The sequence below is a fragment of the Kitasatospora sp. NPDC089509 genome, assembly GCF_044749365.1.
Lineage (GTDB): Bacteria > Actinomycetota > Actinomycetes > Streptomycetales > Streptomycetaceae > Kitasatospora.
This window is the reverse complement of record NZ_JBIVHS010000015.1, coordinates 168,014-189,742: the sequence shown is the minus strand read 5'-3', so window position 1 is coordinate 189,742 and position 21,729 is coordinate 168,014. Positions and strand designations below refer to the sequence as shown.

Annotated in this window: 15 protein-coding genes and 1 tRNA gene; 8 read left to right on the top strand and 8 right to left on the bottom strand. The window is 71.5% G+C overall.

Annotated features, from left to right (window positions below):
- Nucleotides 1–104: 104 nt before the first annotated feature.
- A complete protein-coding gene (pyk, locus tag ACIP4P_RS28315; RefSeq protein WP_350516609.1) occupies nt 105–1,535 on the top strand; it encodes a pyruvate kinase in 1,431 nt (476 codons plus the stop codon).
- A 189-nt stretch (nt 1,536–1,724) separates the two neighbouring features.
- Here pyk and ACIP4P_RS28310 read toward each other — a convergent pair whose 3' ends face one another.
- Together ACIP4P_RS28310 and ACIP4P_RS28305 are read right to left on the bottom strand one after the other, a co-directional pair.
- Entirely contained in the window at nt 1,725–2,510 is a 786-nt protein-coding gene (locus ACIP4P_RS28310; protein WP_400923129.1) for a helix-turn-helix domain-containing protein, read from the bottom strand.
- A gap of 100 nt (nt 2,511–2,610) precedes the next feature.
- A tRNA-Leu gene (locus ACIP4P_RS28305) sits at nt 2,611–2,696 on the bottom strand.
- Between the two features lie 92 nt (nt 2,697–2,788).
- Between ACIP4P_RS28305 and ACIP4P_RS28300 the strand changes: the two genes are divergently transcribed.
- Nucleotides 2,789–3,448 (top strand): response regulator, encoded by a 660-nt coding sequence (locus ACIP4P_RS28300; RefSeq protein ID WP_350516610.1) that lies wholly within the window; start codon nt 2,789–2,791, stop codon nt 3,446–3,448.
- Between the two features lie 58 nt (nt 3,449–3,506).
- On the opposite strand, the gene ACIP4P_RS28295 is transcribed toward ACIP4P_RS28300, so the two are convergent.
- From ACIP4P_RS28295 to ACIP4P_RS28270, 6 genes are all read right to left on the bottom strand, one after another.
- Complete coding sequence (locus ACIP4P_RS28295) at nt 3,507–4,223, bottom strand: ABC transporter ATP-binding protein (protein ID WP_400923127.1); 717 nt, start codon at nt 4,221–4,223, stop codon at nt 3,507–3,509.
- Nucleotides 4,220–5,044, bottom strand: coding sequence for an ABC transporter ATP-binding protein (locus ACIP4P_RS28290; RefSeq protein ID WP_350516626.1), 825 nt, complete (start codon nt 5,042–5,044; stop codon nt 4,220–4,222). The genes ACIP4P_RS28295 and ACIP4P_RS28290 overlap by 4 nt, the downstream gene beginning before the upstream one ends.
- 8 nt (nt 5,045–5,052) lie before the next feature.
- Nucleotides 5,053–6,984 (bottom strand): branched-chain amino acid ABC transporter permease, encoded by a 1,932-nt coding sequence (locus tag ACIP4P_RS28285; protein WP_400923125.1) that lies wholly within the window; start codon nt 6,982–6,984, stop codon nt 5,053–5,055.
- A gap of 5 nt (nt 6,985–6,989) precedes the next feature.
- Nucleotides 6,990–7,919 carry a branched-chain amino acid ABC transporter permease gene (locus ACIP4P_RS28280; RefSeq protein ID WP_350516612.1) on the bottom strand — a complete coding sequence of 310 codons (930 nt, stop codon included), beginning with the start codon at nt 7,917–7,919 and terminating at the stop codon, nt 6,990–6,992.
- A gap of 120 nt (nt 7,920–8,039) precedes the next feature.
- On the bottom strand, nt 8,040–9,278 hold the full coding sequence (locus ACIP4P_RS28275; RefSeq protein WP_350516613.1) for a branched-chain amino acid ABC transporter substrate-binding protein: 1,239 nt from the start codon (nt 9,276–9,278) through the stop codon (nt 8,040–8,042).
- 605 nt (nt 9,279–9,883) lie between these two features.
- Entirely contained in the window at nt 9,884–10,381 is a 498-nt protein-coding gene (locus ACIP4P_RS28270) for a PaaI family thioesterase (RefSeq protein WP_400923122.1), read from the bottom strand.
- Between the two features lie 271 nt (nt 10,382–10,652).
- Between ACIP4P_RS28270 and polA the strand changes: the two genes are divergently transcribed.
- The 6 genes from polA to ACIP4P_RS28240 all read left to right on the top strand — a co-directional run bounded on the left by polA (nt 10,653) and on the right by ACIP4P_RS28240 (nt 21,697).
- Entirely contained in the window at nt 10,653–13,337 is a 2,685-nt protein-coding gene (polA, locus tag ACIP4P_RS28265; protein WP_400923179.1) for a DNA polymerase I, read from the top strand.
- A gap of 432 nt (nt 13,338–13,769) precedes the next feature.
- Nucleotides 13,770–13,922 (top strand): FDLD family class I lanthipeptide, encoded by a 153-nt coding sequence (locus ACIP4P_RS28260; RefSeq protein ID WP_350516615.1) that lies wholly within the window; start codon nt 13,770–13,772, stop codon nt 13,920–13,922.
- Between the two features lie 157 nt (nt 13,923–14,079).
- Nucleotides 14,080–15,429 (top strand): lanthionine synthetase C family protein, encoded by a 1,350-nt coding sequence (locus ACIP4P_RS28255; protein WP_400923120.1) that lies wholly within the window; start codon nt 14,080–14,082, stop codon nt 15,427–15,429.
- A 174-nt stretch (nt 15,430–15,603) separates the two neighbouring features.
- On the top strand, nt 15,604–18,855 hold the full coding sequence (locus ACIP4P_RS28250) for a lantibiotic dehydratase (RefSeq protein WP_400923118.1): 3,252 nt from the start codon (nt 15,604–15,606) through the stop codon (nt 18,853–18,855).
- Nucleotides 18,852–20,732: an ABC transporter ATP-binding protein gene (locus ACIP4P_RS28245; RefSeq protein ID WP_400923116.1), complete on the top strand. Its 1,881-nt coding sequence runs from the start codon at nt 18,852–18,854 to the stop codon at nt 20,730–20,732. The genes ACIP4P_RS28250 and ACIP4P_RS28245 overlap by 4 nt, the downstream gene beginning before the upstream one ends.
- Nucleotides 20,729–21,697, top strand: coding sequence for an MsnO8 family LLM class oxidoreductase (locus tag ACIP4P_RS28240; protein WP_400923114.1), 969 nt, complete (start codon nt 20,729–20,731; stop codon nt 21,695–21,697). The genes ACIP4P_RS28245 and ACIP4P_RS28240 overlap by 4 nt, the downstream gene beginning before the upstream one ends.
- The last annotated feature ends 32 nt before the right edge of the window (nt 21,698–21,729 follow it).

Below are 21,729 nucleotides of genomic sequence, written 5' to 3'. Positions count from 1 at the left end.
GTCCGAGGGCGTGTCAGATTGTTCAACTCGCCTTCCCGGAACGGTCATCCCGCAGTCCGGACCCACGTCGTGGTTACGCGCCGGTAATGCCTACCCTCAGCAGTATGCGCCGAGCAAAAATCGTCTGCACCCTAGGGCCGGCCACCGACTCGTACGACCAGATCAAATCGCTGGTCGACGCCGGGATGGACGTCGCCCGATTCAACCTCAGCCACGGCACCCACGCCGAACACGAGGAACGCTACCGTCGGGTCCGCAAGGCCGCCGACGAGACCGGCCGGAGCGTCGGCGTCCTCGCCGACCTCCAAGGCCCGAAGATCCGCCTCGACACCTTCGCCCACGGGCCCGTACTCCTCGAACGCGGCGACGAGTTCACGATCTCCACCGACAACGGCGTCGTGGGGGACAAGGACATCTGCGGCACCACCTACGCCGGCCTGGCCGGCGACGTCAGCCGCGGCGAACGCATCCTGGTCGACGACGGGCGGGTGACCCTGGAGGTCGTCGCCGTCGACGGACCACGGGTGCGGTGCCTCGTCATCGAGGGCGGGCTGGTCTCCGACCACAAGGGCCTCAACCTCCCCGGCGTCGCCGTCTCCGTCCCCGCGCTCAGCGACAAGGACGTCGCCGACCTGCGGTGGGCGCTGCGCGCCGGGGCCGACCTGATCGCACTCTCCTTCGTCCGCACCGGGCGCGACATCGACGACGTGCACCGGGTGATGGCCGAGGAGGGGCGGTACGTCCCGGTCATCGCCAAGATCGAGAAGCCACAGGCGGTCGAGAACCTGGAATCCATCGTGGACGCCTTCGACGGCATCATGGTGGCCCGCGGGGACCTGGGCGTGGAGATGCCCCTCGAACAGGTCCCGCTCGTCCAGAAGCGCGCCATCAAACTGGCCAGGCGCAACGCCAAGCCGGTCATCGTGGCGACCCAGATGCTCGACTCGATGATCAACGCCTCCCGGCCGACCCGCGCCGAGGCCTCGGACGTCGCCAACGCCGTGCTGGACGGGACGGACGCCGTGATGCTCTCCGGGGAGACCTCGGTGGGCAAGTTCCCGGTCGAGACGGTCAAGACCATGGGCCGGATCATCGAGGCCGCCGAGAACGACATCCTGGCCGCCGGACTGCCCCCGCTCACCACCGGCAACAAGCCGCGGACCCAGGGCGGCGCCGTCGCCCGCGCGGCCGCCGAGATCGGCGACTTCCTGCACGCCAAGTACCTGATCGCCTTCACCCAGTCCGGCGACACCGCGCGCCGGTTGACCCGCTACCGCTCGCCCATCCCGGTGCTCGCCTTCACCTACGAACCCGCCGTGCGCAGCCAACTCGCCCTCACCTGGGGCGTGGAGACCTTCCTCGGACCGTTCGCCCCGACCACCGACCAGATGGTCGAACAGGTCGACGCGGCCCTGCTCTCGCTCGGCCGCTGCCAGAAGGGCGACATCGTCGTCATCACCGCCGGCTCCCCGCCCGGCCTGGCCGGCTCCACCAACCTCGTCCGCGTCCACCACGTGGGGACGCTGGACGACTGACGCTGTCCGGCATCGGGCGGCATCCCTCGTGTGAGGGATGCCGCCCGTGTGTCGGTCCGGGTGAGAATCAGCGGGATGAACGACCACACGCTCTGGTGCGAATTGCGCCAGGAGATCCTCGGCCGCCCCGGCGCGGGCGCGGCCTTCGAGGCCGCAAGGGTCCGCTTCGAGCGAACCGCTGTGCTGCCGTCAGTACTTGGGGCCGATGTGGGTGTCCATCAGGGCCACGGAGTCCTTGCGGGCGACGGAGATGTTGAAGCCACCGTTGGAACGGGAGGCGGTCTTCCACTGGATGCCGACGGCGTCGAGGGTGGTGGTGAAGAGGCCGATGATGTCGACTGAGGTGTTGGTGAAGAAGTAGCGCGGGTACTCGTGGCGCTTCGTGACGCCGGCGACCGTGCGGGTGGCCCAGTTGGTGATGCGGCAGCCGTCGGAGTGGATCAGGCCGCGCAGGAACTCCCAGGGGTGGGCGTCGACGATCTCCTGCTGCCAGGGTTGCAGGGCTATGGTTCGCAGGTGCTTCTTGCCGGGGCCGTGCTGGGGGAACAAGCAGGTCAGGTGGTTCGAGTAGACCTTGATGTCGTGGCATCCGGTTCGTCGCACCCGGCAGGGCTTGTTGTTGGGAAGAACCTGACGCATGGCCTGCTCGACGGAGTCCTGGATGCCCGGCCACTTGTCGTCGCAGGTGATCTGGAGACTTTGGGTCCTGCGGTACTCGTTGGGCAGGAGGATGTGGCCGTCGCCGAGGTAGAGCCCGAGCAGGTAGGCGTAGGCGGGGCGGTTCAGCTCGTCCCCGTAGCAGTGCATGCATGCGGAGCGCTTGCGGCCGGGGAGTTCATCGCGCTTGGCGCGGTCCCGGTGCTTCCACCAGGAGACTGTGCCTCGCGGCACATGGAGACGGCGGGCCACCTCGGCGTTGCTGACGCCTCGGCGAAGGAGGTGGATGGCCTGTTCGCGTGCGGAGAGAGCTGTCATGTGCGCAAGACTGAGGCGCGTCAAGCCGACCGAGGGATGCTTTGGATGCGATCCACTAGATGTAGTGATTCCTGAGCATCTGGGAATTCAAGGGAAAAACTGGTGCCGAGTGTGGGATTCGAACCCACACGCCCTTTCAGGCAATCGCTTTTGAGGCGATCGTGTCTGCCCTTCCACCAACCCGGCTGGTTCGCGCCCGTGAAGGATACCCTGTGAGCACCGTCGGGCGCAGCTAGGTACCCTCGTGCATGCAGTACCCCGCCGGAACTAGGAGCCCCGTGAGCACCGCCGACGAGCAGGCACAGCCGCTTGAGACCGAATCGCCCCAGATCACCCGGATCGTGATCGCCGAGGACGAGGCGTTGATCCGCCTCGACCTGAAGGAGATGCTGGAGGAGGAGGGGTACATCGTCGTCGGTGAAGCGGGGGACGGGGCGACGGCGGTGCGGCTCGTGGAGGAGCTGAAGCCGGATCTGGCGATCTTCGACGTGAAGATGCCGGTGCTGGACGGGCTGTCGGCCGCGGAGCAGATCCACGACAAGCACCTGGCGCCGGTGCTGATGCTGACCGCGTTCTCGCAGCGGGAGCTGGTGGACCGGGCCCGTGACGCGGGCGCGATGGCGTACATCGTGAAGCCGTTCTCCAAGTCGGACCTGGTGCCGGCGATCGAGATGGCGGTGTCGCGGTACACCGAGATGCGGGAGCTGGAGAAGGAGATCGGGGATCTCACCCAGCGGCTGGAGACCCGGAAGCTGGTGGACCGCGCCAAGGGTGTGCTGCAGACCAAGTTCGGGCTGAACGAGCCGGCCGCGTTCCGGTGGATCCAGAAGACCTCGATGGACCGGCGGATGACGATGGCGGCGGTGGCCGAGGCGGTCATCGAGGAGGGCGAGGCCCAGGACCGCAAGAAGGCGGACGAGGCCGATAAGCCCGAGTAGGACGGAAGCGAAGGGCCCGGCGGACGCTGTCCGCCGGGCCCTTCGCGCGTGCGGGGGGTCAGTCCTCGCCGAGGTAGGCCTTGCGGACGGACTCGTCGTGGAGGAGGTCGGCGCCGGTGCCGGAGAGGACGATCCGGCCGGTCTCCATCACGTAGCCGTGGTCGGAGAGGGAGAGGGCGGCCTGGGCGTTCTGCTCGACGAGCAGGATGGTGGTGCCGGAGGCCTTGAGTTCGACGATGGTGGACATGATCTTCTGCATCATCAGCGGGGAGAGGCCCATCGAGGGCTCGTCCAGCATGAGCAGCTGGGGCCGGGACATCAGGGCCCGGCCCATGGCGAGCATCTGCTGTTCGCCGCCGGAGAGGGTGCCGGCGGCCTGGCGGCGGCGTTCGCCGAGGATGGGGAAGAGGGTGTAGGCCCGTTCGACGTCCTCGGTGATGCCGGGGGTGTCGGAGCGCAGGAAGGCGCCGAGGAGCAGGTTCTCCTCGATGGTCATCCGGGGGAAGATGTGCCGGCCCTCGGGGGAGTGGGCGAGGCCGAGGGCGACGATCTTGTGGGCGGGGACGGTCGAGAGGTCCTGGCCGGCGAAGGTGATCCGGCCGGCGGTGGGCCGCAGGAGGCCGGAGAGGGTGCGCAGGGTGGTGGTCTTGCCGGCGCCGTTGGTGCCGATCAGGGTGGTGACCTCGCCCTGGCCGACGGTGAAGCTGATGCCCTTGACGGCCTCGATCTTGCCGTAGGCGACGCGGAGGTCCTGGACTTCGAGAAGTGCGGTCACTGGTCGGACTCCGTAACGGCCGGGGTGGTGCCTTCGAGCGGGGCGCTTTCGAGCGGGGCGCCGAGGTAGGCGGTGATGACGCGGTCGTCGTTCTGGACGGTCTCGCGGTCGCCCTCGACGATCTTCTCGCCCTGGACGAGGACGGCGGTGCGGTCGCAGAGGTTGAAGATGAACCGCATGTCGTGCTCGATGACGAGGACGGAGACGCCCCGGTCGCGGATGGCGAAGACGAGTTCCTCGGCGGCCCGGGTCTCCTGGGGGTTCATGCCGGCGGTGGGTTCGTCGAGCAGCAGCAGTCCGGGGTCGGAGGCGAGGGCGCGGGCGATCTCCAGCTTGCGCTGTTCGCCGTAGGGGAGGTTGCGGGCGAGGTGGTCGGCCTTCTCGGCGAGGCCGGTGAAGGCGAGGAGTTCCATGGCCTTCTCGCGGCTCTCGGCTTCGGCCCGGTGGTAGCGGGGGCCGCGGAGGATGGCGGTGAAGATGCCTTCCTTGGTGCGGCTGTGCCGGCCGACCAGGACGTTCTCCAGGACGGTCATGTTGGAGAACAGCCGGATGTTCTGGAAGGTGCGGGCGATGCCGGCCTGGGTGACCAGGTGGGGCTTGGGCGGCAGGACGGTGCCGCGGTAGCGGACGCTGCCCTCGGTGGGGACGTACAGGCCGGTGAGGCAGTTGAAGAAGGTGGTCTTGCCGGCGCCGTTGGGGCCGATCAGGCCGATGATCTCGCCTTCGCCGACGGTGAGGGAGACGTTGTTGACGGCGGTGAGGCCGCCGAAGCGCATGGTGACGCCGGTGACGTCGAGCAGGGGGCTCGCTGCGGTGGTCATCGGGGTGGTCACGCCCCTGCCTTGGTGAGTGCGGTGGTGTCGTCGCCGGTGGGCTGGGACGGGATCTCGGCCTCGTGGAACTCCAGTTGCCGGCGCCGGTTGGGGATGAGCCCCTCGGGGCGGACCCGCATCAGGATGATCAGGACGGCGCCGAAGGCGAGCAGCTGGTAGTCGGCGAGGAACTCCAGCTTCTTGGGGATCAGGAACAGCAGGGTGGCGCCGGCCAGCGGGCCGCTGATGGTGCCCATGCCGCCGAGGATGACGGCGGCGAGCAGGAACGCGGAGTTGGGTGGCAGGGCGTCGGCGAAGGTGTACTGGTCGGGGGTGACGGTGTAGCTGACGTGGGCCTGGACGGTGCCGGCCAGGCCGGCCAGGCAGGCGCCGAGGGCGAAGGCGAGCAGCTTGAGCCGGAAGCCGTTGATGCCCATGGCCTCGGCGGCGGTCTCGTCCTCGCGGATGGCGACCCAGGCGCGGCCGATCCGGGAGTTGCCGACCCGGGCGAAGACCAGCACGACGACAGCGGTGACCAGCAGCATCAGCAGGTAGTAGTTGGAGAAGCGGCCGAGTTCGATGCCGCCGACGGTGTGGGTCTTGCCGAGGTCGAAGCCGAGGATCTCCAGGTCGGGGATCCGCGGGATGCCGTTGGAGCCGTTGGTGACGTTGGGTCCGGTGGTGCCGTTGAGGCTCTGCATGGTGATGCGGAAGATCTCGCCGAAGCCGAGGGTGACGATGGCGAGGTAGTCGCCGCGCAGCCGCAGGGTGGGGGCGCCGATCAGGACGCCGAAGACCATGGAGGCGGCGGCGCCGGTGAGCATCGCGGCCCAGAACGGGAACTGGACGTGGATGGGTGAGGCGGGGGAGCCGGAGACCAGGGCGGCGGCGTAGGCGCCGACGCCGAGGAAGGCGACGTACCCGAGGTCGAGCAGTCCGGCCAGGCCGACCACGATGTTGAGGCCGAGGGCGACGGTGGCGAAGATCAGGATGTTGGTGGCGACCGAGGTGTACTGGTCGCTGCCCTGGGTGAACGGGAAGCTCGCGGCGGCGGCGAAGGCGGCGCCGGTGGTGACCGGGCGGTACTTGACGGTCAGTGCGCGCAGCCGGCCGAGCAGGCCGGAGGTGGCGATCGCGGCGACCGCGGGGCCGACCAGCAGCAGGTAGCCGATGAAGAGTTCGCCGTACTCGGTGTCGATGCCGAAGGTGATCGCGAACAGGCCGAGCCCGAAGGCCAGCACGATCAGCAGCACCTCGGCCCAGGACGGGAGTTCGCGCGGTGCGGGCAGCGGGCGGTCGATCTTCCCCAGCCGCAGGCCGCTGTTGGCGAGGTGGCCGAGCTGGAGCAGCAGGACGGCGCCGGTGGCGATGGCGAGGGCGCCGGACAGGGCGGTCATCACCGGGGCGACGGGCTGGTCGCCGGGGATGGCGTGGGCGCCGAACCAGCCGAGCGGGGCGGCGGGCACCAGCAGGAAGAGCCGCTTGTCGAGGATCCGCAGCGGTACCGCGGTGCGCCGGTCCAGGGGGAGGCCGAGGGCGCCGAGGACGCCGAGCAGGCCGCCGGCGGCGAGCACCCAGCCGCCGGGGTCGAGGTTGGCGAGGCCGCCGAGTTCGACCGCGATGGCGGTGACCGCGTAGACGGCGACGGCGAGGCCGCCGGTGGCGGCGTACAGCACCGCGTTGTTGCTGCGGGTGGGGGCGGCCCAGCGCAGGCCGGGGGTGCCGTGGGTGGCGAGCAGCAGGACGAGGGTGAGGACGCCGGCGGCGACGGCGAGCCACTGGAGGCCGGCCGGGGAGCCGTAGTAGGTGAGGTCGCCGGGGAAGTCGCTGGTCCAGGTCCAGGACATGGCGGCGGAGGCGGCGGTGAGGAGGGCGCCGAGGCCGGTGAGGGCGGTGGCGGCGGGGCGGGGCAGCGGGATGACCGGGGTGGTCTCGGTTCTGGTGGTCATGGTGGTCACGCCCTGTCCGCGACGCGCTCGCCGAGCAGGCCCTGGGGCCGGACGAGGAGCACGAGGATGAGGAGTACGAAGGCCCACACGTCCTTCCAGGCGCCGCCTCCGAAGAGGTGCATGCCGGGCAGGTGCTGGATGTAGGCGGTGGCGAGGGTTTCGGCGAGGCCGAGGGCGAGGCCGCCGAGCATGGCTCCGTAGATGTTGCCGATGCCGCCGAGGACGGCGGCGGTGAAGGCCTTGAGGCCGAGGATGAAGCCCATCCGGAAGTCGACCTGGCCGGTGCGCAGTCCGTAGGCGATGGCGGCGACGGCGGCGAACGCGGCGCCGATGGCGAAGGCCAGGACGATGATGCGGTCGGTGTCGATGCCCATCAGCTTGGCGGTGTCCGGGTCCTGGCTGGTGGCCTGCATGGCGCGGCCGGAGCGGGTGCGGGTGACGAACCAGCCGAGGGCGAGCATGCAGAGCGGGGCGGCGATGATCAGGAAGAGGTCGCTGCGCTGGATGCTGACGGAGCCGAGGTTGAACGGGTCGCCGGGGATCTTGGGGAAGACCCGGGCCTTCTTGGCGTCCGGGTAGAAGGAGAACACCAGTTGCTGGAGGAAGATGGAGAGCCCGATCGCGGTGATCAGCGGGGCGAGCCGGGGGGCGTTGCGCAGCGGCCGGTAGGCGAAGCGCTCGGCGGCGACGGCGGTGAGGGTGGAGACCAGGATGCCGGCGACCAGCATGAGGGGTAGGGCCAGCCACAGGGTGGTGCCGCCGGGGAGGGCGAGGTAGGCGGTCAGGGCGCCGAAGCCGCCGACCATGACGATCTCGCCGTGGGCGAAGTTGATGAGCTGGACGATGCCGTAGACCATCGTGTAGCCGATCGCGACGAGGCCGTAGAGGGCGCCGAGGATCAGGCCGTTGGCCAGCTGCTGCGGTAGGTCGTGCACCGCTGGGCCTCCGTAGTGCGTTCTGGGGTGTCCGCGTGGGTGGTGGGTGTGGGGGCGCGGGGGGGCACTCGTGGTGCCCCCGCGCGGTGGTGCGGGTGCGTGCGGGGTGTTGAGCGGCCGTCAGCCGTTGAAGGTGCCGGACTTCTCCACGGTCCACTTGCCGTCCTTGACGGTGTAGACGGTGAGCTGCTTGTTGGTGGTGTCGCCGTATTCGTCGAAGGAGACCTTGCCGGTGACGCCGTCGAAGGAGACCTTCTGCACCGCGTCGCGGACGGCGGCGCGGACGTCGCCGCCGGGGAGCTTGCCGTTGTTGGCCTGGACGACGTTCTTGACGGCCTCGATGATGGCCCAGGCGCTGTCGTAGGAGTAGCCGCCGTAGCTCTCGTAGGCCTCCTTGTAGCCGCCCTTGGCGTAGTCGGAGATGAACTTCTTGGCGGTGTCGAGGGATTCGACGGGGAGTCCGACGGCGGTGGCGAAGTCGCCCTGGCCCTTGGGGTTGAGCTTGATGTAGTCGGTGCTCTGGAGGCCGTCGCCGCCCATCAGCGGGATGTTGACGCCGGCGTCCTTGAGCTGGAGGGAGAGCGGGCCGCCCGCGGGGTACTCGCCGCCGTAGTAGACGGCGTCGGCGCCGGAGGCCTTGACCTTGGTGACGATGGCGGAGAAGTCGCGGTCGTCGGGGTTGACGTGCTCCTGGCCCGCCAGGGTGCCGCCGAGCTTGGTGAACTCGCCCTTGAAGGTGGAGGCGAGGCCGGCGCCGTAGGTCTTCTGGTCGTCGATCAGGAAGACCTTGGTCTTCTTGGCCTCGTTGTAGAGGAACTGGGCGGCGAACGGGCCCTGGATGGCGTCGGTGGTGGCGGTGCGGAAGTAGGACTTGAACGGGCGCTTCTTGTCGCCGGTGGCCCACTTCTCGCCCTGGCTGAGGGCGACGCCGGTGTTGGCGGGGGAGATCTCGACCAGGTTCTTGTCGTCGAAGATCTGCTGCATCGACTGCGCCACGCTGGAGTTGAGCGGGCCGACGACGCCGAGGACCTTGCTGTCGGCGACCAGCTGGGTGGCGTTCTGCTGGCCGGGGGCGGGCTTGCCGGTGTCGTCGAGGGGCTTGACCTCGAACTTGATGCCGGGGACCTCGTTGGTCGCGTTGGCGTTCTTGACGGCGAGGTCCACGGAGTTGCGGATGCCGAGGCCGAGGGTGGAGAGGTCGCCGCTGAGCGGGGCGTCGACGCCGATCACGACGGTGGTGGTGCCGCTGTCCTTGCCGCCGGCGTTGTCGCCGGACTTCCCGCCGCGGGAGCCGCAGGCGCTGAGGCTGAGGGCGCCGATCACGGCAATGCTCACGACAACAGCTGAACGATGACGCACGAGGGTCCCCTTCGGTTCAGGAGGCGCCCGCGCCTGAGTGGCGGGAGCCGGGATGCGCGGAGGGCCGGGCCCAATCCGGATGGCGCGGTGACTGGCCGTGACTCTAGATGTCGTTGGGCTACTCGGGCAGTGGTGCGAGCAGGCTGTGATTCTCTTGTTATGAGCACACGTATTAATTGTCTCAGCATGTGGTCGATTTGAGTCGACCGCGCCCGAAGTGCCGGGCGTTTACCGGCTGGTGGCGGGATGTAAGGCCCAGAAATGCGGGTTGCAGCTGGCACGGTCGATAGTCGGACGGTGGCGTCCGGTGTGCTGCTTTCGGCCGTACACGTCCGCATTGCGGACAGGGAGGGCGCGACGAAGGGGCTCCGGGGTGCCCTGGGGCCCCGGAACCGCCGCTGGTGGGGATTTCGCGCTTGTTACGCAGGGTTACGAATATGGGGGCGGGTCGGACGCGCTGTCGGGCGTGCCGTCGGGCGGTGCCCGGGCATGCCGACGCCCCCTCGTCCAGACCAACGCCTGCCCACGGTGGCGGAAGGTCAAACAAGGGGGCGCGAAAGGGAATTGATGTCTACCGGCGTGAACGGGCTTTGCCCGGAGGGCCGTTACAGGTCGCGCAGCATGCAGGTCAGTCGGCAGCTGGTGATCCGCTTGCCGGTGTCGTCGGTGATCGCGATCTCGTAGGTGGCGGCGGTGCGGCCCTTGAACACCGCCGTCGCGACCCCGGTGACCAGACCGGAGGTGGCCGAACGGTGGTGGGTGGCGTTGAGGTCCACGCCGACCGCGTACCGGCCCGGGCCGGCGTGCAGCATCGCGCCGATCGAGCCGATCGTCTCGGCCAGCGCCGCCGACGCCCCGCCGTGCAGCAGCCCGTACGGCTGCTGGTTGCCCTCCACCGGCATGGTGCCGACCACGCGGTCGCCGGAGGCCTCGACGATCCGGATGCCGAGCTTGTCGCCGAGGTGGCCGCCGGAGAAGGTCTCCGGGCTCACCCCGAGCTTGGCGAAGTGGTCCAGCACGTCCTGCGGGACCTTCAGCACGGCGGCGCCGTCGGTGCCGGTGCCGGCGGTGCTGTGGGAGGTGTCGGGGGCCGCGTCGGTCATCGGGGGAACTCCTGCCGCTCGGGTGTCTCGTGGTGGTGCGGTCTGGTGGTGCTGCCTGGCTGTTGCCCGGTGGTGCTGCCTGTGATCGTACGACCGTCCTACTCGCTGGTAGCAGGCCCGGCCGGACCGGCGCGGCGCCCCTTTTGTCGGTGCCGGGCCATAGGATCGGGGGCCGGTAGTGGAATCGGCAGGAACGGACGTTGACGTGGCTACGCAGAGTACGGACAAGGGCGCGACGGGTGGCGGCGGGGCCGGCCCGCGGCCCCGGCTGATGCTGCTCGACGGGCACTCGATGGCCTACCGGGCCTTCTACGCCCTGCCCGTGGAGAACTTCAACACCTCCACCGGCCAGCCCACCAACGCGGTCTACGGCTTCGCCTCGATGCTGGCCAACACCGTCCGGGACGAACAGCCCACCCACCTCGCCGTCGCCTTCGACCTCTCCCGGCAGACCTTCCGCTCCGCCGAGTTCCCCGACTACAAGGCCAACCGGGCCAAGACGCCGGACGAGTTCAAGAGCCAGATCGGCCTGATCGGCGAACTGCTCGACGCCATGAACATCCCGCGGATGACGGTCGAGGGCTTCGAGGCCGACGACATCATCGCCACCCTCGCCACCGCCGCCGAGGCGGCCGGCTACGACGTCGACATCGTCACCGGCGACCGCGACTCGCTCCAGCTGGTCACCGACCACGTCACGGTCCTCTACCCCACCAAGGGCGTCTCCGAGCTCACCCGCTTCACCCCCGAGAAGGTCACCGAGAAGTACGGCGTCACCCCGCGCCAGTACCCCGACCTCGCGGCCCTGCGCGGTGACCCGTCCGACAACCTGCCCGGCATCCCCGGCGTCGGCGAGAAGACCGCCGCCAAGTGGGTCAACCAGTTCGGCTCCTTCGACGAACTCGTCTCCCGCGCCGACGAGGTGAAGGGCAAGATCGGCGAGAAGCTGCGCGACAACCTCGACTCGGTCAAGCGCAACCGGGTGCTCACCGAGCTGGTCCGCGACGTCGAGCTCCCGCTCGGCGTCGAGGACCTGGCCCGCCAGGGCTTCGACAAGGGCGCCGTCGGCACCCTGATGGAGTCGCTGGAGTTCCGCAACGCCAACTTCCGCGACCGGGTCTTCGGCATCGACCCCACGGGCGCGGAGGCCGCCGAGGCCGAGCTCGCCCCCGGCGTCGAGGTCGACGGCGAACTGCTCACCGATCCGGGCACGTTGGCCGCCTGGCTGCGCGAGCACGCCTCCGACGGCAAGACGCCGGTCGCGCTGGCCGCCGTCTACCGGTGGGCCCTCGGCAGCGGCGAGGTCACCGAAGTCGCCCTCGCCGCCGGGGAGACGGCCGCCTGGTTCGACCCGGCGCTGCTCGCCGAGGAGGACGAGCAGGCCTTCGCCGGCTGGCTCGCCGACCCGGCCGCCCCCAAGGCCCTGCACATCGCCAAGCAGGTGATGCGCGCCTTCGCCGAGCGCGGCTGGACCATCGACGGCGTCGTCGCCGACACCGCGCTCGCCGCCTACCTGGAGAAGCCCGGCCGCCGCACCTTCACCCTGGAGGTGCTCGCCGAGGAGTACCTGGCCCGCTCGCTCACCCCCGCCCCGGCGTCCGAGAGCGGCCAACTCGCCTTCGACGCCCCGGAGGAGGACCCGACGGCGCACGCCCAGGCGCTGATGCTCCAGGCCCGGGCCGTGCTCGACCTCGCCGCGCTCTTCGACACCCGCCTCGCCGAGGTCGGCGCCGCCGGGCTGATGCACGACATGGAACTGCCCATCGCCGCGCTGCTGGCCCGGATGGAGCGCTACGGCATCGCCGCCGACAGCGACTGGCTCACCCGGCTCGAAGCCCAGTTCGCCGCCGAGATCCAGCGCTGCGTCGAGGAGGCCCACGCCGCCGCCGGGCACGAGTTCAACCTCGGCTCGCCCAAGCAGCTGCAGGAGATCCTGTTCGGCGAACTCGCCCTCCCCAAGACCAAGAAGATCAAGACCGGCTACACCACGGACGCCGACGCCCTGACCTGGCTGGCCACCCAGACCGACAACGAACTGCCGGTCATCCTGCTGCGCCACCGCGACCAGGCCAAGCTGCGCACCACCGTCGAGGGCCTGCTCAAGACGGTCTCGCCGCAGGGCCGGATCCACACCACCTTCAACCAGATGGTCGCCGCCACCGGCCGGCTCTCCTCGCAGGACCCGAACCTGCAGAACATCCCGGTCCGGACGGAGGAGGGCCGCGCGATCCGCCGCGCCTTCGTGGTCGGGTCGGGCTACGAGTCGCTGCTCACCGCCGACTACTCGCAGATCGAACTGCGGATCATGGCCCACCTGTCCGAGGACGAGGCCCTGATCGAGGCCTTCGCCTCCGGCGAGGACCTGCACACCACCGTCGCCTCCCAGGTCTTCGAGGTGCCCGGGGCCGCCGTGGACGCCGAGATGCGGCGCAAGATCAAGGCGATGTCCTACGGCCTGGCGTACGGGCTCTCCGCGTACGGGCTCTCGCAGCAGCTCAACATCAAGCCCGGCGAGGCCCAGGGCCTGATGGACACCTACTTCGAGCGCTTCGGCGGCGTGCGCGACTACCTGCACCGGGTGGTCGAGGAGGCGCGGGCGACGGGCTACACCGAGACCCTGCTCGGCCGCCGCCGCTACCTGCCCGACCTCAACAGCGACAACCGCCAGCGCCGCGAGATGGCCGAGCGGATGGCCCTGAACGCCCCGATCCAGGGCTCGGCCGCCGACATCGTCAAGATCGCCATGCTGCGGGTGGACGAGGCGCTGCGCGCCGCCGGGCTCGCCTCCCGGATGCTGCTCCAGGTGCACGACGAAATCGTGCTGGAGCTGGCCCCGGGCGAGCGCGAGCCGGTCGAGGCGATCGTCCGCGAGCAGATGGCCGGCGCCTACCCGCTGCGCGCGCCGCTGGACGTCTCGGTGGGCGTCGGCGCCAACTGGGAGGCCGCCGCGCACTGACGCGTGCGTCTTGCCGGCGTGCGCGTCCCGGCGACGCGGCCGTCCCGGCGACGCGGCCGTCCCGATGGCGGGCCCGGACACCTTGGGTGTCCGGGCCCGTTCCGTTCGGCCCGATTGCGGATGATCACCGCAATGTGGCCGAAATATTCAAGCTTCCCGAACACGTCCAAGCGAGACATCTCGGCCCCATTGTTCGACCCCGGTCGACGTTCGAGATCGGCCATCTTGGCCGTTCGAACCGCCTCCTCCGGTGATCAGCTGACCAGCGTCGTTCCCGGGCCGGTGGTCCGGGGTGCGGTTGGGCCTGGCTGGAATCGACCCTCGGGCGTCCGAACGGCGTGCTAAAAAATCTCCTACAGCCGCTCCTACGTGCGGAATTTGTTGAAACCCGGTCGGGGGAGCGGGAAGGATGAATTCATGATGGAGGTAAAAATGGAGCAAGACTTCGACCTCGACGTCCGTGTGGCTGTTGCTCCGAAGGTGGCCGCCACTCCGGACGGTTTCGCCAGCATCGGCACCACCTGCTGGTCCTGTGCCGACTCCTGCAACTGCCCGATCACGGTGGGCTTCCCCACCATCTGCTGATCGCCCGTCGGCGTCGACGCCGAATCGGGGAGGCTCCCGGCGCTGTTCTGCGCCGGGAGCCTTCGGGGAAAGCCGGGAGTTTTCCGGGAAGTCCTCGGCGATCGGACCCGGCGCACTTTTGGTGCGCAATTCGGGAACATTGCCGGGAATTGGTGATGTGAATCTGGGGGAATTCGCAGTGGCGGTGCTGGAACTCGACGTGCGGACCACGGAGGTGGCCCGGGCGGTGGCCGACCGGCTGGCGGCCTTCGCCGGTACGACGGGCTCGTCCGAGCAGCCGACCTGGCCCGATCCGCTCAAGGACGAGGCGAGCCTGGCCGACGGCTACCCGGGGATGGCACTGGCGCTGCTGCACGCCGGAAAGGCGCTGGACGAGCCCGGGCCGATCGGCGCGGCGCAGGCCCTGCTCCGCCGCTCCGCGCAGGCCACCGCCGTCCGGCCGCTGTCCGAGGCGGGTCTCTACAACGGCACCGCGGGCTTCGCGAGCGTCCTGCTGGAGTTCGCGGCCCACGACGGCCGCTACCTGCCGTCGCTGCGCCGGGTCGCCGACAGCTTCGGTGAGCAGATCGCGGCCCGTGAGCTGCCCGAGCCCGGCGAGGGCCTGCCGCTCTCCGCCTTCGACGTCATCTCGGGTGCGGCCGGCCAGCTGGCCGCGGCCGTGCGGCTCTGCACGGCCCTGGAGGCCGCGCCGGGCGACCCGATCCGCACCGCGGCCGAGCGGCTGACCGAGTACCTGCTGCGGGTGAGCGAGCCGGACGACCGGCAGCGGCCCGGCTGGTTCACGCCGCCGGACTACTACGGCGCCTACCCCGGCTACGACGAGCAGGCCCCGCACGGGATGTACAACCTGGGCTTCGCGCACGGCCTGCCGGGCATCGTGTCGGCGCTGTGCGTCGCGGCCGCCGCCGGGATCGGCGGGTCGGGCCCGAGCGAGGCGATCGCGCGGGGCACGACCTGGCTGGTCGAGAACCGGCTCGCCGACGACGTGCCCGGCGCCGCCTGGCCGAACCTGCTCAAGGCCGAGGAGGGAACCGGGCTGCCGCTCGCCCCGACCGGACGGCGGTCCGCCCGGGCCGCCTGGTGCTTCGGCGCCCCGGGCATCGGCATCGCCCTGCTGAACGCGGCCGGGGTGCTCGGTGACAGCGCCCTCCGGGAGACCGCGGTCGGGGCCCTGCAGCGGGTGGTGGACTGGTCGCCCGCCGAGCGGTACATCTTCGCGCCCAACCTCTGCCACGGCCACTCCGGGCTGCTCGCGATCTACCGGTGGGCCCACGAGGTCACCGGGACGGACTCCTTCCGGATCATGGCCGAGGACTCGCTCCGGGCCGTGCTGTCGAAGGCGGACGAGGCCCGCCCGTACGTGGTGGCGGACGAGCCCAGGCCCGGCGAACTCGTCGACGACCCGGGCTTCGTCAACGGTGCGGCGGGCGTCCTGCTCGCGCTCTGCGGGGCGCTCGCGCCGCGGGCGACCGGGTGGGACGAGCTGTTCCTCCTCACCCCGGCCTGACCGGGGCCGTGGGGCAGGGTGGGGCGGGCGTGGCGGGCGGGCCGAAATGCCGTGTCCGGCAGGCGCGTTGTCCCGTGACCGCTCCCGTCCCGCAACCGCGCTGCCCCGCAACCGCGCTGCCCCGCAACCGCGTTGCCCGTACCCGCGTCGCCCAGCACAGCTAAGGAACTGAGTGTGACTCGTCGGAACGCCGAGACCAGCGACCGGAAGTCCGGCGGAAGCCGCGGCTACGTCGCACGGGACTTCTTCCTGCTCCGCGCGCCGGCCCTGCCGACCCGGGCGCTGACCGACCTGCTGGCCGGCTCGGCCGCCGGGACGGGCTCGCCCGCCGGCACGGACCCGGCGGGCGCGGATCCGGCAGGCACGGACCCGACCGACTGGGAGGACCGCTACCTGCGGGGCCTGCTGGAGCTGTGGGCGCGGCCCGGGGTCCGCGCGGCGATCGCGCTGGCGGCGCCGGACCTGGCCCGGGCGGTGACCGGGATCGACGCGCTCCCGGCCCGGGACCGCCGGCGCGCGATGATGAGCCTGGGCCGGTACCTGAACCGGATGAGCATGCGGGCGACCCCGCTGGGCACGGTGGCGGGCGTCGCAATGGGCCGCTTCCCGGGGCCGGACGCGACCCCCGAGCCCGTCCGGCTCGGCGTCCCCGCGATCGGCACGGCCGTGGCCAGGCCGGACATGGGCTGGGTGCTGCACCTGTTCCAGGCGGTCGCCGACGCGCCGCGGCTGCGGCCCGAACTGGAGCTGCGCGCCAACGACCTGATCCACCGCGGCCGGGGCCGGGCCTGGCTGTCCACCGCCGACGCCTACGGTGCGGGATCGCGCCGCTCGGTCTCCGTCCGCTGGTCCCCGGCCGTCGAGTTCGTGCTGGAGGCGGCGCGCACCCCGAAGACCTTCGGCGAGCTGCGGGAGCAGCTGGCGCAGCGCTATCCGACCGTCCCGGTGGAGAAGGTCACCGCGCTGCTGGACCAGCTGGTCGAGTTGGCGTTCCTGATCACCTCGCACCGGCCCGCCCTGCTGGAGGGTTCGGGGCAGCCGTCGCTGTCGGCCCAGTTGGCGAGCAGCCAGGACGGTGAGGCGGCCGCCGCACTGGCCTCCGTCGAGGCGGCGGTGGCGGAGTTCAACGCCGTCGGCGAGGTGACCGGCCTGGAGGCGCTCCAGGAGCGGATCGCCCCGCCGGCGCGGCGGGTGAGCGAGGACTACGACGGTCCGTTGCTGCGGGTCGACGCCCGGTTGGACCCGGTCGCCCGGCCCGAGCTGCCGGCCGAGGTCCAGGCGTTGGCGGCGGAGGCCGCGGAGCTCCTGGCCACCGTGGGCGCCGGCCACCGGTACCCGTCGCAACTGGGCGACTTCGCCAAGGCGTTCACCGAGCGCTACGGCGCGCAGGCGGAGGTGCCGGTCCTGGAGGTGCTCTCCGAGGAGACCGGCCTCGGTGCGCCGAACAGCTACCAGAACCCGCCGCGCTCCTTCGAGTTGCAGCCGGTGACCGCGCGCGACCGCAGCCGGGACGAGCGGGAGGCGGTGCTGTACCGGCTCGTCGCCGACGCGCTCAGCCGCGGCAGCGTGGAGGCGGTCCTCGACGAGCGGTGGACGGCCGAGCTCACGACCGGTGTCGACGACCGGCCGTGGCGGCCCGCGGTGGACGTGCACCTGCAGTTGGCGCCGCCGACGGCCCCGGGTGCGCGCTGGCGCGGGGTGGTCACCGCGGTGGCGAACGGCGGGCGCACCTTCGCCCGGTTCCACGACCTGCTGGGCACCGAGGACCGCGAGCGGCTGCGGGAGCTGGCCGAGGCGGAGGCGGCGCAGCTGCCCGGGGTCGCGGTGGTCGAGCTGACCTATCTGCCGGAGAAGGCCCGGGCCGCGAACGTGTCGGTCCGTCCGGCGGTGCGGGCGCTGGAGCTGCCGGTCAACGTGGCGCCGGGGCGGGGCCCCAAGGAGGTGATCGCGCTCGACGACGTGGTCGTCGGCGTGCGCGAGGGCCGACTGTACCTGCACAGCCCCGCCCTCGGGTGCGATCTGCACGTCACCCAGCACACGATGCTCAACCCGCTGATGGCGCCGAACGTCGCCCGCTTCCTGCTGGACGTCTCCTCGGCGGCCTTCCACAACGTCCCGGCCTTCGACTGGGGCACGCTGGGCACCGTCCTGCCGTTCCTGCCCAGGGTCGTCCGGGGCGACCTGGTGCTGAAGCGCGCGGGCTGGCTGCTGCGCGCCACCGACCTGCCGGCCGGCTGCACCGGTTCGGCGGCGGACTTCACCGCGGCCGTCGCGGCCTGGCGCGCGCAGTGGAAGGTGCCGCGCCTGGTCCACCTGGCGCACGGCGACAACACGATCCTGCTGGACCTGGAGGCCGAGCCCTCGCGGGAGGAACTGCGGCTGGCGGCCGCCCGGGACGCGGCGTCCTTCTCGCTGCGGATCGAGGAGGCCCTGCCCGGCCCGGAGGAGGGCTTCCTGCGGGACACGGACGGCGCCCCCTACGCCGCGGAGGTCGTGGTCCCGGTGCTGTCCGCGCGGCCGGCCCGGGAGCCCCGGGCGGCGGCCGCCCTGCGCCGGCGGACCACCGAGGCGGAGCGGCTGCGCCCGGTCGGCGGGCCGTGGGTCTTCGCCAAGCTGTACGTGGAGAACGAGGCGCTGGACGCCCTCCTGGTGGACCAGGTGACGGAGCTGACCCGCTCGCTGGCCGAACGCGGCCTGACCGGGCACATGTTCTACCTCCGGTACGGCGATCCCGCCCCGCACCTGCGGCTGCGCTACCGGGCCGCGGACCCGGCCCGGTCGGGCGAACTGCTGGCCGAGGTCGCCCGGTGGGCGCACGGCCTGGCCGTCGAGGGCCGGATCGCGGACGTCGAGTTCGCGACGTACCGCCGGGAGATCGAGCGGTACGGCGGCCCCGACCTGATCGACGCGGCCGAGGAGCTGTTCTGTCTGGACAGCGCCGCGACCCTGGACCTGCTGCGGCACCTCGCCGGGCCGGTGCCGGCGGGCGAGGCCCCCTTGGAGCGGGACGCGCTCACCGTGCTCAGCCTGGAGGCCGTCGGCCGGGTACTGGTCCCCGACTTCGCCGAACGGCACGCCCTGGTGCGGTCGATGACCGGTTCGCGGACCGGCGGCGCGGAGTACCGGGCGGTCGCCCGCCGGCTCTGGGCGGGCCTGACCGCGCCCGGCGGTGAGGCCGCGGTGCTGGAGCGGGTGGGCGCCGCCTGGGGCCCGGCGGGGACCGGATTCGCCGCCAGGGTGGCCGAGTCGGCCGAGAGCGGCGAACTCTGGTCGGACCGTACGTCCGTCCTGCGCAGCCTGTTCCACATGCACTGCAACCGGATGGGGCTGCGGCGCGAGCAGGAGGACGCGGCCTACGGCATGTGGCGGCGGCTGCTCGACCGGGTCGCCACGGCCGGGGGCTCTTCGGCGGGGACGTCCCGGTGAGCGCGGGCTCCCGGCTGCGGCGGCTGGCGGCCGTGCCGCGCCCGGTCCTGACCGTGCTGGGCCAGTCCTGGCGCTGCGACCGCTGGGGGACGGCGCAGGTGCTGCTGATCTCGCTGGTCGTCGGCATCCTGCCGGCCTGGCAGGTGAAGACCACGGCGGCGTTCGCCACGGCCCTGCTGCGCACGGCGGAGGGCTCGCACGAGCAGGTCCGCGGCATCCTGTTCTACCTGGTCGTGCTGGCGGTGCTGGGCCTGGCCTCGCAGCTGCTGTCGCTGTTGCAGAACCGGGCCATGCAGCGCTGCCAGAGCCGGCTCTCGGCCCATCTGGCCGATGAGATCATCAGCCGGGCGAGCCGTTTCACGCTCTCCCAGGTGGAGGACCCGACCGTGCAGGACTCGCTGCAGCGGGCCGTCCGGGAGGTGGCGTACCGGCCGGGGATGCTGTTCTCCCAGCTGGTGCAGGCGGCAACCCCGGTGGTCACCTTCGGCTCGGTCGGCGCGATCCTGTGGACCCTGGACTTCCGGATCGCGCTGCTGGCCATGGTCGCCCCGTTCCCCACGGTGGTCGCGCAGATCCTCCAGGGCCGCCGCACCCACGCGCTGGAGCACGGCCGCTCCGAGGAGCGGCGCCGGATCAACTACTGGCAGCACCTGGCCTCGCAGCCGAACTCGATGAAGGAGGTGCTGGCCTTCCGGCTCGCCCCGGTGGTGCTCACCAACCACCGGCGGCTGCTGGCCGGGATCGTCGGCGCGGACCTGCGGATGGCGAACCGGAACTTCGGCCTCGCCGTGCCGATGGTCGTGCTGACCGCCCTGCTGACGATCTCCGCTCAGGCCACGGCGATCCTGGTCGGCAGCAGCGACGCCCGGCACGTGGCCGGCCTGCTGGCGGTGATCCAGGCGATCGGCATGCTGCAGGCCAGCATGCAGCAGCTCTTCGGCTCGGTGTCCGGGATGTACGTCAACCAGCTCTACCTGCGCAACGTCGACGAGTTCCTCGCGATCGAGCAGGAACGGGAGACCCAGGGCGAGGTGACGTTCCCCCAGGACATCGTCGGCGGCATCGAGTTCCGCGACGTGTCGTTCAGCTACCCCGGCAGCGGGCGGCGCGCCCTGGACCGGGTCTCGTTCACGCTGAAGCCGGGCCAGGTGACGGCGATCGTCGGCCTCAACGGCGCCGGGAAGTCCACCCTCGGCAAGCTCATCGGCCGCCTCTACGAACCGACCGAGGGCTCGATCCTGGTCGACGGCGTCCCGCTCGCCGACTTCCGGCTGGACAGCCTGCGCGACCGGGTCTCCTACGTCTTCCAGAACTACGTCGAGTACCAGCTCTCGGTGGGCGAGAACATCTCGCTCGGCATGGTGCACGAGGCCGACCGCTCGGGCGGGCGGGTCGAGGCCGCGGCCCGCGAGGTCGGGATGCACGAGCACATCACCGGCCTGCCGCAGGGCTACGAGACCCAGGCGGGACGGCTGTTCACCGGGGGCGTCGAGTTCTCCGGCGGGCAGTGGCAGCGACTGGCCATCGCCCGCAGCGCGGTGCGGTCCGCCAGCGTCCGGGTCATGGACGAGCCGACCGCCGCGCTCGACACCATCACCGAGGCCGAACTGCTCGACACCCTGACCGCCGCCTCGGCCGGCCGGGTCTCGCTGCTGATCGCCCACCGCTTCTCCTCGGTGCTGCGCGCGGACCGGGTGCTGGTCTTCGACCGGGGCCGGCTCGTCGAGGACGGTGACCACCAGGAGTTGATGCGCCTGGGCGGCCTGTACGCGGAGATGTACGAGGCGCAGAACGCGGGGCCGCCCGAACCCGCGTCCGGTGGTGCTTCGAAGGCCGGGACGAAAGCCGGGACGAAGGCCAGGACGGGGGTCCGATGATGCAGCTCACCGCGTTCGACCAGGTGCTGGTCTACGGCGGCACCGGCCCGGCCGGCGCCGCCCGGGAGTCGGTCCGGCTCGCCGTGGCGGCCGAACGCCTGGGCTACCACCGGTTCTGGGTCGCCGAGCACCACGGCGCGACCAGCGGCTGCGGCTCGCCCGAGGTCCTGGTCGCCGCCGCCGCCGCGGCGACCGCCGGCATCCGGGTCGGCACCGCCTCGGTCCTGCTGCCCCACTACGCGCCGTTGAAGGTGGCGACCACCTTCAACCTGTTGGAACGGCTCCACCCCGGCCGGATCGACCTCGGCATCGGCCGCGGGCCCGGTGCGGGCGAGAGCGTCACCCGGCTGCTCGCCCGGGAGGGCGAGGCGCCGTACCACGAGAAGATCGAACAGCTGCTGGCCCACCTCACCGCGGGGACGGACCTGCTGCCCGACTCCACCCCGCCGCAGCTGTGGCTGACCGGCGCCGGAGCGGGCGGGGCGCACCTCGCCGCCCACTTCGGACTGCCGTTCTGCTTCGCCCAGTTCGCCCACGGCGTGCCACGGCCGGAGCTCGTCGAGCTGTACCGGGAGAAGTTCCGCCCGGGCCCGCTCGGGGCGGTCCCGCGCGTCGCCGTCGCGGTCCGGGTGGCCTGCGCGGACGCCCCGGGGGACGTCCGGCTGCTGCGCGCGGGCCTCGCCCTGGGCGCGGCCGCGGCGGGCCGCCGGACCCTCCCCTCCTGGGACGAACTCCACGCCCTGGCGCCCACGGTGGCACTGCCCGACGCGGCGGACCCGGCGGACGTGTCCGTCCTGGCCGGGGTCCCCGCCGAGGTGGCCGAGCGGCTCGCCGCCCTGACCGCCGCCTACGCCCCCGACGAGCTGGCGATCACCACCCTCTGCCCCGACCTCGACCTCCGGATCCGCACCTTCGAGCTGCTCCGGGCGATGGTTCCGGGCCCGGCGGCGTCGGTCGGGCGGTGACGTCGGGCGGTGATCGTCTGGTGGTGATCCTG

Bases quoted from the DNA above. Each gene is read 5' to 3' on its own strand.
- pyk (WP_350516609.1), top strand. From the start codon at position 105: ATGCGCCGAGCAAAAATCGTCTGCACCCTAGGGCCGGCCACCGACTCG.
- ACIP4P_RS28310 (WP_400923129.1), bottom strand. From the start codon at position 2,510: ATGACAGCTCTCTCCGCACGCGAACAGGCCATCCACCTCCTTCGCCGA.
- ACIP4P_RS28290 (WP_350516626.1), bottom strand. From the start codon at position 5,044: ATGACCACCGCAGCGAGCCCCCTGCTCGACGTCACCGGCGTCACCATG.
- ACIP4P_RS28285 (WP_400923125.1), bottom strand. From the start codon at position 6,984: ATGACCACCAGAACCGAGACCACCCCGGTCATCCCGCTGCCCCGCCCC.
- ACIP4P_RS28270 (WP_400923122.1), bottom strand. From the start codon at position 10,381: ATGACCGACGCGGCCCCCGACACCTCCCACAGCACCGCCGGCACCGGC.
- polA (WP_400923179.1), top strand. From the start codon at position 10,653: ATGCTGCTCGACGGGCACTCGATGGCCTACCGGGCCTTCTACGCCCTG.
- ACIP4P_RS28260 (WP_350516615.1), top strand. From the start codon at position 13,770: ATGGAGCAAGACTTCGACCTCGACGTCCGTGTGGCTGTTGCTCCGAAG.
- ACIP4P_RS28240 (WP_400923114.1), top strand. From the start codon at position 20,729: ATGATGCAGCTCACCGCGTTCGACCAGGTGCTGGTCTACGGCGGCACC.